This is a genomic window from Streptacidiphilus albus JL83 (assembly GCF_000744705.1).
GTDB lineage: Bacteria > Actinomycetota > Actinomycetes > Streptomycetales > Streptomycetaceae > Streptacidiphilus > Streptacidiphilus albus.
Window position 1 is genome coordinate 7016371 of the sequence record NZ_JQML01000001.1, and the last position, 13413, is coordinate 7029783.

The window sequence follows — 13413 nt, forward strand, 5'->3', positions numbered from 1 at the left end:
GTCACCGCTCCCGCCGGGACCTCAGTCGAGCCGGGCGTCATAGGCGAGTTCCCGTGCCAGTTCCTCGACGCGCTCCTCGGCCAGCCCCCGGGAGACGAACCAGGCGCCGACGTTGCGCACATCGCGCTCCAGGAACGAGCGACCGCGCGGATTGGCGACGATGTCGACGATCTGCGGAACGTCGATGATCACCATCCGGCCCTCGTGCACCAGGATGTTGTAGGCGGACAGGTCGCCGTGGGCGTAGCCGTCGCGGGCCAGCAGCGAGAGGTTGTGCCCGAGCTGCTGCCAGAGGTCCTCCAGGTCGATCTCCTCGGAACGCAGCTGCGCCAGTCGGGGCGCGGCCTTGCCCGACTCGTCGCCGATGAACTCCATCAGGATCTCGGTGCCGAGGATCTGCACCGGGTAGGGCACGGCCATGCCTGCGGCCCAGAGCCGGGAGAGCGCCGCGAACTCGGCGCCGGCCCACTGCCCGGCGATGGCCTCCTTGCCGAAGCTGGAGCGCTTGGCCATGGCCCGGCTGACCCGGGACTCCTTGTGGGACCGGCCCTCCAGATAGCCGGAGTCGCGGTGGAACATCCGGTGCTGTCCGTCGCGGTAGCGCTTGGCGGCCATCAGCGTCCGCCGGCCGGTGCCGGGCACGGCGCGCTCCAGCAGGAAGACGTCGGCCTCCTTGCCGGTCTTCACGATGCCCAGCTCGCTGTCGACGGCGGCCAGTTCGGTCACCACCCAGTCGGGGCGGGGTTCCGGCCCCTTCTCGGTCGGGGTCGACTGGTCCCAGGTGGACCAGCGGTCGCCGACGGGCGGCCCGTCGGAGGAGGCTCCGGCGTACTCGTAGCCCTCCGCGAACGAGTCCGGGTCGCCGTCCTCGGCGTAGTCGTACTCGCCGTCGTACTCGGGGTTGTACTCAGGGCTGTACTCGCTGTCGTTCTGGACGTCGTACTCGGCGTCCTCGTCGTACTCGACGCCGTCGCCGTACTCGGCGTAGGCATCCTCGTACTGCGGCTCGAAGCGGGCCGCGTACTCGTCGAAAGCCTGCCCGTAGGCGGCCTCTTTGTGGTGCTGGCTACGTTGCTTGCTGCTCTTGGAACGGATCCGGGAAAAAGACTCGGTGTCGGCAAAGCGCTCGCGCACTGTGATGATCTCCTGTGGTGAGCCCACCGGAGGGCGCGTCAGGCGCGCCGAGTCAGCCGGTAGGCAGGTGACGAGAAAGGGCGTATGGCGCGCATGCAGCAGCGCGCCGCGTCATCGCGGCAACCATCAGGGCGCACCCCCTTCAACTCACTCGTCACGACCGGGCTGTGAGTGCCCGGTGTTGCAGGAACGACAACATGTTATCCGTCGTCGGGAACGGTGCAACCTATTTATTTCGCCACCCCGGCGCGGCGGCCGGATACGTTGGGGCGATGGTCACGCACGAGCACGAGATCACTGCCCCGGTCGACCTCTGCCTGTCCGGTGGCCGGCTGAACCTCGCCGCCGTCGGCTGGTCCCGGCAGCCGCTGCACCGGGCCAATCTGCGCGGCTGGGGGCGGAACAAGCGCTGGGAGTACTGGTGCGTGACCAGTCCGACCCACCTGGTCGCGCTGACCGTCAGCGACCTGGACTTCCTGGCCGTCAACACCGTGCACTTCCTGGAGTTCGGCGGCGCCGAGCCGCGCGAGCTGGAGTGCGGTGCGCTGGTACCGCCGGCGCGCGGGGTGGCACTGCCGGACACGATCGCCGGAGCGGCGCCCGGAACCGGCGTCGTCGTGGGCCCCGAGCGCCCGACGCGGGGTCAGGTGCGGGTGGAGATCGCCCACGAGGTCGGCGGGACCCGGCTCCGGGCCCGCGCGCTGACCCACGACCGGGTTCCGCTGACCGTGGACCTCCTGGTCCGGATGCCGGAGCAGCACGAGACGCTGAGCGTGGTGGTGCCCTGGGACGACCGGCACTTCCAGTACACCTCGAAGCACACCGCGCGTCCGGCCGAGGGGCGGGTGCGGCTGGGCGACGAGGAGTTCCGCTTCGGCGAGGACGCCTGGGGCACGCTGGACCACGGTCGGGGCCGCTGGCCGCGCACGGTGTCCTGGAACTGGGGCGCCGCCTCCGGGCGCACCGACGGGAGCGTGGTCGGACTCCAGTTCGGCGGAGCCTGGACGGTCGGCACCGGTGCGACCGAGAACGCCCTGTGCGTGGACGGACGACTGCACAAGATCGGGGAGGAGTTGGCGTGGGACTACGACCCCACCGACCTGCTCGCCCCGTGGCGGCTCTGCACGACCCAGTCCGACCAGGTGGACCTGCTCTTCACCCCGTTCCACGACCGCCGCAGCCACACCGGGGCGGGCCTGCTCGCCAACCGCACCGACCAGTGCTTCGGTCACTGGTCCGGCACCGTCCGCACCGACGACGGGCGCCCGGTCGCGGTCGACCGGCTGCTCGGCTGGGCGGAGGCCGTCCGCATGCGCTGGTGAGCAGGCTCGGCAGGTCCGCCGCCGTCCACTGAATGCCAGTCAAGTCCCGTGTGCATTAAGGATGTTGTTGCCTACGACACACTCCGGCAACGAATGGTCCGTGGACAATCGGGGAAGTACCAGCCCTGCAACGGTAGTTCTGTTCCGGATTCAAAGAGGCTTCGGGACCGATCAGCGCATGTGGAGGTTCCGCAGCCGTCCTGCACCACGCAAGATGCACCTCGGCACCCGTCCCTACTGGCAAGGGAGAAGGCAATGTCCGACAGCACCGCGAACGTGGGGTTCGACCTGCAGGAGCTGGATCTCGGTGACCTGACGGTCACCTCGATGCGCGACACCGTCGCGCTCCCCGAGAACGGCGCCTCCACCCAGAGCTGCTCCTGCGAATCGTCCTCGTCGTGTACGATGCCGCACCCGCAGGTCGTGACCACCCTGCAGTGAGGGCGGTCCCCGGCGATCACGGCACAGCTCGGATCATGTCCGCACCGACAAGGGAGATGGCAATGTCCGACAGCACCGCGAACACGGGTTTCGACCTGCAGGAGCTGGATCTCGGCGACCTGACGGTCACTTCGATGCGCGACACCGTCGCGCTGCCCGAGAACGGCGCCTCCTGGGGCGGCTGCTCCTGCCAGGGGTCCTCGTCCTGCGCTTCGCCGACGCCGACCCCGGGCCCCGTCGACCTGTGACCTGCGCCCGCACCCGGCGGGCGGCAGGTAGGTCTCCCAGCACCTCCTGGAATCACGGCGCATCTCGGCTCGTATCCCCTCATTGGCAAGGGAGAAGACAATGTCCGACAGCACCGCGAACACCGGTTTCGACCTGCAGGACCTGGACCTCAGCGACCTGGCCGTCACCTCGATGCGCGACACCGTCGCGCTCCCCGAGAACGCCGCTTCCGCCGGTGCCTCGTCCTGCCAGGCCTCCTCGTCCTGCAGCGTGTACGCCGTCCCCGAGCGTGAAGTGACGTTCGACCGCAACCAGCAGTAGGCGCCCTCGCCGGTCGCGGACCCCACGCATTCGCGTGCGGCCCGCGACCGGTGCCGCACAAGCCACTTCGAGCGGAACGGGATCACTGTCATGCCCTACGCCGCAGCGGTCGGCACCGAAGGCGTCCGTTCCGACACCGTCGATCCCCGCTGCTCCGGCAACGGTGGCTACACGGTGCAGTTGGCGCCGTACGCGCTGATGCGTTCCACCGTGCTTCGGCATCCGGCCCAGAGCCCGCCTGCCGCGGCGTTCCGCACCGAAGTGGCCGCACTGGCCGACCTGGAGGCGCGGACCGCCGCACTGCTGCCGGAACTCTGTGACGCCCTGTACGCCGGACAGGGAAGCCACTCCCCGGCCTTCCACCGGGACGTGGTCCTGCCGCTGCGCCGCGCGCTGCACAACGGGCGGGAACCGAGACCCGCGCTGCTCGACCGCCTCGGAGACCTGCCCGACCGAGTACCGCAATTGGCCGCCTGGCTGGTCCTGCGTCGCCGCCGGGCCGGTCTGCTCGCCGACCTGGCCACCACCGGCGAAGCCGCACTTGCCGCCGAACGGGAGGCGTTGTCCTCGCTCTGCCGGGAGCCCGCGCTCGGTCGCGCCATCGCGCTCACCAGCTCCGACCTGCTGCGGGCGGTCGAACGCGCCGGTACCGGCGTCCACGACCGCAAGGCGCGCAAGGAGGAGCCCAGCGTGCTGCGCCACGTCCTGCGGGCCAGCACCAGGACGAGCCCGCTGTCGTGGTTCACCGCCGTCGGCTGGGGGCTGCTCCCCACGGACGCCGACCTGCTCGCTGCAGCCGGTGCCGCCGACTGGGGGTCCGCCGGACTGCCCGCCGACGCGCTGATCTCGGTGGTCAAGGCCAATCGGACGCTGGTGACGGCCCTCTCCGAGGCGCTGGTGGGCGACCCGGTCCGCCGGGCCGGGCTTCCGTACCGGATGACCAGCAGCGCCCGGACCGCCGACGGCGTTTCGAGCTACACCCGCAGCCGGCTGCAGTTCGTCGGCGGACGCTTTCTGGTCGCGGCGGAGGACGAGATCGCCCTCGCGGCCCGGGGCCCGCTGGCCCTGGTCGCCACACGCTGCGAAACTCCGTCCACCTGGGACGAGTTGGTGGAGGAGCTGGCCCCTGCCCTGCGCGCGTCGGGTGAGGCGGCGAGCCGGGCGGCGGCTCGGGCGTTCCTGGACGCCCTCGCCGAGGCGGGCCTGCTGGTCCCCACCGAACCCCTGGATCCGCAGAGCGACGCACCGTTGGCGGGACTCGGCGACTGGCTGCGCCGCAGTCAGAGCGAGGAGGTGACTGACGCAGGGTCACTCCTCTTGCAGATCAGGGACATCGACCGCATGACCGGGGAGTTCGCCGCCGCCGACCCGACCCGCCGGGCCGCCCTGCTGGCCGACCTCTCGACCTCCTGGCACACGCTTCTCGCCGATGCCGGACGGCCGGTGCCGACGCGTACGGTGCGGTTGAGCGTGCTCTCCGAGGACGTGGTCGCTCCGCAGCCGGTCCGGCTGGAAGGGCTCCTCGGTGGCGCCGACCATCAGGCACTGGTCGAGCTGGCTCCCCTGGCGGAGCTCTTCGACCTGGGCCATCTGATGCGGCGGGTCATCCGTGACCGATTTGTGGCGCGCTACGGGGTCGGGGGCTGCGGTCCGCATCCGTGGGAGTTCGGCGGCGAGTACGCGCCGGCCTGGGAGACGGCCTGGCGGGCCGCCGCGCCCGGCGCCGGCCTGGCCGCCCTCCCCAGCGGCTGCGCCGAACTCGCCGAACTGCGCCAGGCGTTGGTCGAATCCGCGCACGGCGGCGGCTCCCGGTCCGCCGATGCCGACGCGGGTCCCGACCCCGCCGACACCGACGTGGTGCTGCCCGTGGACCTGGTGCGCGGACTCGGCGACCGGCTGCCGCGCTGGATGGTGCGCCGCCCGCTGAGCTACTCGTACTTCCTCCAGCGCGCCGGCCGCGGCGACCTGCTCTGCGTGAACCACGCCTACGGCGGCTGGGGCCGGTTCACCAGCCGGTTCCTGGACGCGATGGCCCCGGGGGCCGGCGCCGAGGTGGCGCGGCAGATCCACCGCGGGCTGGGCGAGGGCGCCAGGCCCGCCCAGTTCCGTCCGGTCGGCGGCTTCAACGCCAACCTCCATCCGCTACTGGTCGCGGACGAGATCGGCCCCGACCGTCGCTGGACCCCCTGGGGCGAGGACGAGTTGGACCTGGTCCACGAGGAGGCCGACGACCAGGTCCGGCTGCGGCTGCGCGCCACCGGCGAGTTGCTCGACGTCCTCTACAACGGCTTCCTGGCGCCGACCATGCTGCCCCAGCGGAGCGCACCACTGCTCGCCGACCATCCGCTCGGGGCCGTCGACTTCCAAGCCCTCGTCCCGCAGTACCGGAGCGACGCGCCGGGTGGCCGGGTGGTCCGCACGCCCCGGCTGCGCCATCGGCACCTTGTGCTGCGCAGACGTCGCTGGCACGTGGACGCGGGCGTGCTCCGGACACTCCGCACCGACCTCGCCGCCGAGCCGGGGTCGCCGCCGGCAGTCGTCTCCCGCTGGCGCGCCCTGCTCCGACTCCCCGAGCAGGTCTTCCTGCACCCGGTCGCGGCTGCCTCCCGGGAGGGCCGCGCGACCGAGGACTTCCTCGCCCGATTGGCCCAACCCAAGCCGCAGTTCGTGGACTTCGGCAACGCGCTGCACCTGCACTCGCTGGCCAAGTGGCTCTCCAGGCACCCGGACGGCGTGGTACTGGAGGAGGCTCTTCCGGCGCCCGGCGGCCGGGAGCAGGCCACCGGCTCCGTGGAACTGGTGGCCGAGGTCTACCGTGCCGGGCGGACGACATGACCGAGACGAACGATCAGGAGACCATCGTGGCCGAGCCCGCCACCGCGCTGACGACGTCCGGCCCCGGAGCAGCCACCGACCCCGGGGCAGCCACCGACCCTGGGGACGCCGCCGCCCGGGACGTGGTCGCGTACTACCACCACCCGATCAAGGGTTCGCTGCTGCGGGATGCGGTCCTGCCGCTCGCCGAGGGCTGCACGGCCCAGGGGCTGCGCGTCCATGTGGAGCGTCACTGGCTGCACGGACCGCATCTGCGGCTGCGGCTGCGCGGGCCGGCCGGGCAGGTGGTCGAGGCCGCCGAGCAGGGCGCGGCCGAGCTCCGGCGATGGGTCGACCGGCATCCGTCGGTCAGTGACCTCGGCACCGGGGAACTGCTGACGCAGGCGGCCGAGGCGGGCCGGGTCGAACTGATCCCACCGCCCTACGAGCCGGTCGTGCCCGACAACACGGTCTGCGTCGAACGGGTCGACCTCGCCCCGCTGCGGGCCCTGATCGGCGCGGACAGCGCCGTCCTGCGCGACGACCTGCTGGGCCTGGGCCTGCCCGCGCTGAGGGCCGGATCCGCCTTCCTGGGCGAGCACGGCGACGCGGCCCCGGCGCGGGTCCAGCTGGCTGTGGCCGCGTTGGCGGCCCACGCCGCCGCCCACCCCGGCGGGCTGGTCGGCGGGCACTACTCCTACGTCTCCCACCTGGAGGACTTCTTCGTCCACGACGACCGGGACGGACGGCTCCGGCAGACCTTCGAGGGCAACTGGCAGGCCGTGCGCGAGCGGGTGACCGCCATGGTCGGCCGGATCGCCGAGGGCGGGGCCGACGGCTGGGAGCAGGATTGGGCCGCCTGGTCCGGAGCCGCCTGGGACCTCACCCGGAGCCGCCTGGACGCCGGGGCGCACCTCTCCGGCGACGCGGACGAGTACCGCCGCCGGGCCGCCGCCACCGGGGACTTGGACACGCTGGTGCGCTGGGACCGGGACCGCCGCACCCGGTACAGCGACTTCCACCGGCTGCTGACACGCTCCGATCCGGAGGGGACCATGTGGACCCGCCCCGACTATCTGGTCTACCGGGCCTGCACCAACGCGCTGTACCGGCTCTTCGCGGTCTGCGACCTGCTGCCGCGCGAGCGGTACCTGGCCGGCTACCTGGTCGTTCAGGCCGTGCCGGTGCTCACCGGGCACGACTGGCGCACCGAGATGACCGCGGCCGTGGACGCCATGGAGCGGGCCTCGTGACGACCCCCGCGACCGACCACGGCGCAGCTGCCACGTCGGCCACGTCGGCCACGTCGGCCACGTCGGCCACGTCGGCCATGTCGGCCATGTCGGCCACGGAGCCCGACGCGGTGGCCGCGTTGGCGGGCTGGCAGCTGCGGCCCGGGATCGCCGTCACTCCCTTGGTCGAGGGCATCCACCTGCGGGGCCGACGCTCCAGGGTCACGCTGGAGGGCAGCCGGGCGCTGCCCCGGCTGTGGCGAATGCTGGAGACGTCGCTGCGCACCGGTGACCACGCGGCGCTGCTGGGCGAGGCCCCGGCCGGCTCCCCGCTGCGCAAGGCGCTCGGCACCGTCGTCGACCAGTTGCACGCCCATGACCTGTTGGTCGAGCGGACGGCTGCGGCGGCGGACGGCCCTGTCGCCCGCTGGCTGCAGGCGACCGCCGACCATCCGGTCCCGGCAGCGGCGGCCATCGCCTCCGCGCGCCCGGAGGTGCAGGCCGCCGACGCCCGAAGCGCGCTGGCGCAGGCCGCCGGACGGGCGCTGGAGCGCTGCGGCTCGGCGCCCACGTACGTTGCCGGGAACGGCGTCGCCCCCGGTCGGATCGTCCTGGTCGCCCCGGCCGGGGGTGCGGCCGAGAGTGTCGCAGCGGGCCGGGAGCGCCGGTTGGCCGTTGCCGCCGGGCTGTCCGGCGGTACCGCGTTCGTCACCGCGCCCGGCAGTCCGGAGCAGGTGCGCGCGGACGCGGCGGCGCTGTCGGCCCGGCTCGGCCTGGTGCCGGACGCGGACCCGGCCCCAGCTGCTCCGGGCGCGCTGACGGCGCTGGTCGCCGGGGCCGCCGTCCAGCGGCTGCTCTGCGCCGTCGCCGGGCTGGCCGACCCGGCGGACGAGGGCGACGACCATCGGATCCTGCCGCACCGGCCGACCGTCCTGGTGGCCACCGACCGCCCCTCGCAGGCGGGTTACCACCCCTGGCTCGGTCCCGACCTGCTGGACCCGGATCGGGCGGCGGTGTCGGCCCCGCCCGACACCCTGGCCGAGGCGCTACGGCGGACGGCTGCTCTGGGCGACGAACTGGTCGGGGTGCTCGCCCTGCCGAAGCCGGGGGCGCTGCCCCAGCTGCCGGCAGCACTGGCGGCCTGCCCGGTGCCGGGTGGCGTCCTGGTCGCCGGCGCGGCACGGCTCGACCTGGCCCGACTCGACGCCGTCTGCCGGGCGGCCGAACTACGGCTGGCCGCAGAAGGGTTGAGTCCGGACGCGGCTCCGGGCGGCAGCCCCGGGATCGCGGTCGGCGTGGACGCCGGCCATGCCTGGGGACGTGCCCTGCGGCGGTCTGCCGGACTGACACCGCCGCGAGCCGATGGAGACCTGCCGGAGGGGGAGTGGCTCGCGCATCCGCAGGCGCGCCACTGGTGGACCACGCTCACTCGACGGCTGGGTGTCGATGCCGGGCTGCGTGTGGCACGGTGTGCCCCGGACGAGGACGTGTTCAACGCCGCTGTCCGCGATCGTTCGGGAGAGCTGCTGGGTCTTGCCGTGGAGGCCACCCCTGGTGACGCCGCTGCCTTCGCCGCGCTCGCCGCCACGGTGCACTGTCAGGTCTCGGCGCTGGATTTGACGCCCAGTCAACTGAGCTTGCCCAGTGGTGCTTCGGCTCCGATCACCGCAGCCGGGGCGGAGTACGCCGGATGGGAGGACGACGGCTGGACCAGCGGGTGGCTGGCCGGTGTCGCGGCCCGGGAGCCGGCGTTCCAGAAGGCCCTGCGCAGGCTGACCGGGTTGCGCGCCAGGCCGTGGGTGCCCGTCGCCGTGGACGCACGCACGGTGGCGGCCGGACTCCACGGCTGCGGCTTCGCCGTCCTGAGCACCGAGGAGGGTGCCCGGTGACCGTGCACACCGGACCCGCACCGATCCCGCCCGCGCCGGTTCTGGCCGGACTGCTGCCGGAGGTACCGGTGCTGGACGCGGCGGCCGCCCTGGCGTCCACCGGCGGCACCGCGGTGGTCCTGCTGGAGGAGTGGACGCTGGGCCTGGCCGAGGAGTTGAGCCGCCATGCGCTCGGCCACCCGGTGGTGCACGTCCCGGTCTGCTCGGACGGCGCGCTGACCGTCGTCGGCCCGGTGCTGCGTCCCGGCGCAGCAGCCTGTCTGAGCTGTACGGAGTACCAGCGGCTGGCCACCACCGGGGGCCGCGTCCCGTGGCGGAGCCCGACACTGGCCCTGGCCGGGCTGCCCTCACCCGCCCTGGCGGAGGCGATCGGCGCACTGGCCATGGAACTGCTGGCGGCGGAGTTGCCCGTGGCGGAGCCGCCGGCGGCCGGGTCCGGGGCCGACCGGGGTTCCACCGTGTGGATCGTGCACAACGGCCGCGCCACCTGGACCAGTCACCGGGTCCGCCCGGTCGGCGGCTGCGAGGTCTGCCGTCCGCTGCCGGCCGACAGCGAACAGCGGGCCGCGATCCCTGACGTGCCGCGCCCGCTGCCCGACCCGTCCGTGCTGCGCGGGGCCAACTCCCTTACCGGACATGCGGAGCTGCGGGACTTCCTGTACGACGAGCGCTTCGGCCCGGTCCGCCGGCTGGGCCGGAACGAGCAGGCCGGCTTCGGTCTCAGCAGTGCGTACGTCACCGACGGCCGGATGGCGGAGGACGGCGGCTACGGCCGGGCCGCCGACTTCGAGAGCAGCGAGCGGGTGGCTCTCTTCGAGGCCGTCGAGCGGCTTGCCGGGATGAGCCCCACCGGCCACCGCACTGCCCTGCGGGCCTCGTTCGCCTCGCTGGGCCCGGAACGCGCGGCGGACCCGGAACGGCTCGGCCTGCCGGACCCCGCCTATCAGGGACATCCGGCATCGGTGACGGTGCCGTACCACCCGGAGCTCGAACTCGACTGGGTTCACGGCTGGTCGCTCACCCGTGGCCGCTCGGTGGCGGTCCCCGAGCACGTCGCCCACTGGGACGTTCCGGGGCCCGACCGCCCGCGCGTGGTCTACGAGTCCTCCAACGGCTGCGCTCTGGGCAACAGCCTCCAGGAGGCCGCTCTGTACGGACTGTTCGAGGTGGCCGAGCGCGACGCGTTCCTGATGGCCTGGTACGCGGCCACCCCGCTGCGTCGGGTAGCCGTGCCCGACGGCGATCCCGAGACCGTCCAACTCGTCGACCGGGCCGCACTGCTGGGATACGAGACGGTCCTGCTGGACGCCACCAACGACTTCGGCGTCCCGGCGGTGCTCGCCGTCTGCCGCTACCGGGGCAGCCACCCGGATGCCCCGTTGGCGTTCCTGGCGGCCGGGGCGCACCACGACCCACGCACCGCCATCCGCTCGGCCCTGGTCGAGGTGGTGGTCAACGTCCACGAGGCCGCCCAGCGGGCGCTCGCCCCCGGACGGCCGCGAGCCCCGGAACGGCTGCGTCCGATGCTGGAACAGCCCGAACTCGTGGTCTCCCTCGACGACCACGTCGGCCTGGGCACCCTCCCGGAGACCCAGGACCGGCTGAACGTCCTGGTCGCCGATGCTCCGGAGCTGGACTGGCGTCGGGCCTGGCCGGGGGCGCCGGAGCCGGTGACCGACCTGACCGCACTGCTGACCGGGACCGTGCGGCGGCTGGCCGGAGCAGGGCTTGAGGTGATCGCCGTCGGCGTGGACGAACCCGGTGCGCGCGACCGGCTCGGTCTGCACTGCGTCAAGGTCGTCGTGCCCGGTTCGCTGCCGATGACCTTCGGACACGTCAACCACCGCACCCGGGGGCTGCCCCGGCTGCTGGAGGTCCCGCATCGACTGGGGCGTGCCGAACGAACCTTGCGCTACGAGGAGTTGACCATCCACCCGCACCCCTTCCCCTGAGGACTCCGCGTGACTCACGGCCCCGACACCGGCGACCGCGTTGCGGACCGCCCCATCGCCGACGGCTCCCTCGACTGGCAGAGCTTCCATGTGTTCCTGCACACCGACATCGCCGAGGCCGATGCCTTTCTGCGGGAGGACCTCGCCCCGCTGCTGGACGCACTGACCACCGGCCGGGAGGGCGCCGGGTGGTTCTTCATCCGCTACGGCGAGGGGGGTCCGCATGTGCGGGTCCGCGTGCGCGGCCTGGGTGCCGCCGTCGCCGGACTGCCGGCGGACCTGTCCCGGCTGGCCGGGGCGAGGACCGCCGTCGACGGCCCATGGCCGTCCCGCCACGGGGAGGTCCGGGCGGTGCCGTACGTCCCGGAGACCGGACGCTACGGGGGACCGCTCGCCCTCCCGGTCGCCGAGGAGGTCTTCGTCGGATCGTCCCGGGTGGCGGTCCAGGCGCTCCGTCAGATGGCTGCTGGCGAGGCCAGGTTGACGCTGGCCAGCGACATCGCACATGCCACCGCCCTGGCTCTGGGCCTGGATCGGCTGGCCGCCGCCCAATGGCTGCGACGGCACGCGTCCGGCTGGCGCTGGGCCGCCGAAGTCGCCCTGCTGCCGAGCCATGTGGTGCACTCCAAGGTCAACTCGGTCTTCGCGCTGCAGCACGGGGCGCTGTTGCGTCGGGAGGAGACGCTGCGGGAGAGCCTGGAGCTCGGCACCGGCGCGCCCTGGCTGAGCGACTGGGCGGAGCAGGTGCGTGCCGCCGACAGGAGGTTGCGCGAGATCCGCTCGGCGACGACCCGGACCGAAGCCGGGGCCGAAGCCGAAACCGGGGCCGAGGCAACGCTGCTGTGGGTCTGGGGGTCCCAACTCCACATGCTGCTCAACCGCCTCGGGGTCACCCCCGACGAGGAGCGCGCCGTGTGCCGCCTCGCCGCCCGGACCCTGCTCGACCCGGGCGAGGAGCCCTCCTTCTTCCCGAGCGGGCACCTGGCACCTGACCGCCAGTACCTGGAGCGGAGCAAGTTCCAGATCGGGCGGATGACGGACAGCGCGGTACGGTCCCTGCCGACGTCGCCTCCGACCTCCTCACTGACCGTCGGCAACGGCCGACTGGCCCTGGCGGAGACCGCCCTGCCCGCCGAACCGCTGCCCGAGATGTCGCTGCACGCGGCGCTGACCGGCCGCACCTCCGCCCGTGGCCCGCTCACCGGCCCGCTGACCGCCGCCCAGCTCGGCGCCCTGCTGTGGAGCGCGTACGCCGAGAGCCACCGCTCCCGGCGGCAGCTGCCCGACGGCACCGCCTGGACCTCCACCCACCGGCCCTACCCGAGCGCGGGCGCCCTCTACACCGCGCGGTTGCGACTGGTCGTCCTCGACGTGGACGGCCTGTCGGCGGGCACCTACGAATGCGTCCCGCAGCGCCGTTCGCTGGCCCGGGTCGGTCCGGCGCCGTCGGTGGAGGAGGTCAGGACGCTCTCCTCGTACTTCAACCGCTCCCCGGACGACCCCGACTGGATCGGCGTCGACGGGATTCCCGTCCTGATCGGCCTCTACCTGGACCTCGACCTGCTGCGTCGGCGCTACGGCCTGCGGGCGCTCCGGCTGGGCCTGCTGGAGGCCGGGCACCTCGCCCAGACCCTGCTGCTCACCGCCACCGCGCTGGGCCTGGCCACCACCACCATGAGCGGCTTCCACGACGACCTCGCCCATGAACTGCTCGGGCTGGACGATCTGGACCACCCCCTCCAGTACCTCCTCCCGCTGGGCCGCCGGACGGCCGAACCCCGGGCAGTATCGCGCTGACGGGCCGTTCCGCGGCGGCCCGCTCCTCCGGGGGCGGGCACTGTGCATCCCGTGCAGCACCGTCCGGCACCGTCCGGCGGCGGCCGCCGTACTGGAACTGACAGTGACTCAATATCCTTTGCTGGCAACCGTGTACGCCGGAGCAAGGTAGTCTCGTCACCCCCGAGTCGCGGTAGGTTCCGGCGACTCGGAGCGCTGTGCGCCAGATGGCGTATACATGCCGCCGTAGCCGCACTTCCATAGGTACGGGCCACCGAGGCCGAGGAAGACATTCAGCCACGCA

The 13413-nt window shown here is 73.1% G+C and carries 10 protein-coding genes; 9 read left to right on the plus strand and 1 reads right to left on the minus strand.

Going from position 1 to position 13413, the window contains the following annotated elements; all coding sequences use genetic code 11:
• Positions 1-21 precede the first annotated feature (21 nt).
• Complete coding sequence (locus BS75_RS50740; protein WP_034090606.1) at positions 22-1134, minus strand: RIO1 family regulatory kinase/ATPase domain-containing protein; 1113 nt, start codon at positions 1132-1134, stop codon at positions 22-24.
• Between the two features lie 272 nt (positions 1135-1406).
• Between BS75_RS50740 and BS75_RS30900 the strand changes: the two genes are divergently transcribed.
• The 9 genes from BS75_RS30900 (at position 1407) to BS75_RS30940 (ending at position 13130) form a co-directional block, all read left to right on the plus strand.
• A complete protein-coding gene (locus tag BS75_RS30900) occupies positions 1407-2456 on the plus strand; it encodes a DUF2804 domain-containing protein (RefSeq protein WP_034090607.1) in 1050 nt (349 codons plus the stop codon).
• Between the two features lie 255 nt (positions 2457-2711).
• Positions 2712-2897 (plus strand): thiazolylpeptide-type bacteriocin, encoded by a 186-nt coding sequence (locus tag BS75_RS30905; RefSeq protein WP_034090608.1) that lies wholly within the window; start codon positions 2712-2714, stop codon positions 2895-2897.
• 62 nt (positions 2898-2959) lie between these two features.
• Positions 2960-3145, plus strand: a complete 186-nt coding sequence (locus BS75_RS30910) for a thiazolylpeptide-type bacteriocin (protein WP_034090609.1) — start codon at positions 2960-2962, stop codon at positions 3143-3145.
• Positions 3146-3245: 100 nt separating this feature from the next.
• Positions 3246-3446 carry a thiazolylpeptide-type bacteriocin gene (locus BS75_RS30915; protein ID WP_034090610.1) on the plus strand — a complete coding sequence of 67 codons (201 nt, stop codon included), beginning with the start codon at positions 3246-3248 and terminating at the stop codon, positions 3444-3446.
• A gap of 90 nt (positions 3447-3536) precedes the next feature.
• Positions 3537-6281, plus strand: coding sequence for a lantibiotic dehydratase (locus BS75_RS30920; RefSeq protein WP_034090611.1), 2745 nt, complete (start codon positions 3537-3539; stop codon positions 6279-6281).
• A complete protein-coding gene (locus tag BS75_RS30925) occupies positions 6278-7513 on the plus strand; it encodes a lantibiotic dehydratase C-terminal domain-containing protein (RefSeq protein ID WP_034090612.1) in 1236 nt (411 codons plus the stop codon). The genes BS75_RS30920 and BS75_RS30925 overlap by 4 nt, the downstream gene beginning before the upstream one ends.
• A complete protein-coding gene (locus tag BS75_RS50745; RefSeq protein ID WP_052069813.1) occupies positions 7510-9381 on the plus strand; it encodes a hypothetical protein in 1872 nt (623 codons plus the stop codon). The genes BS75_RS30925 and BS75_RS50745 overlap by 4 nt, the downstream gene beginning before the upstream one ends.
• Positions 9378-11333 carry a TOMM precursor leader peptide-binding protein gene (locus BS75_RS30935; RefSeq protein WP_231607934.1) on the plus strand — a complete coding sequence of 652 codons (1956 nt, stop codon included), beginning with the start codon at positions 9378-9380 and terminating at the stop codon, positions 11331-11333. Before BS75_RS50745 ends, BS75_RS30935 begins: the two co-directional genes overlap by 4 nt.
• Positions 11334-11342: 9 nt before the next feature.
• Positions 11343-13130: a thiopeptide-type bacteriocin biosynthesis protein gene (locus tag BS75_RS30940; protein ID WP_231607935.1), complete on the plus strand. Its 1788-nt coding sequence runs from the start codon at positions 11343-11345 to the stop codon at positions 13128-13130.
• The last annotated feature ends 283 nt before the right edge of the window (positions 13131-13413 follow it).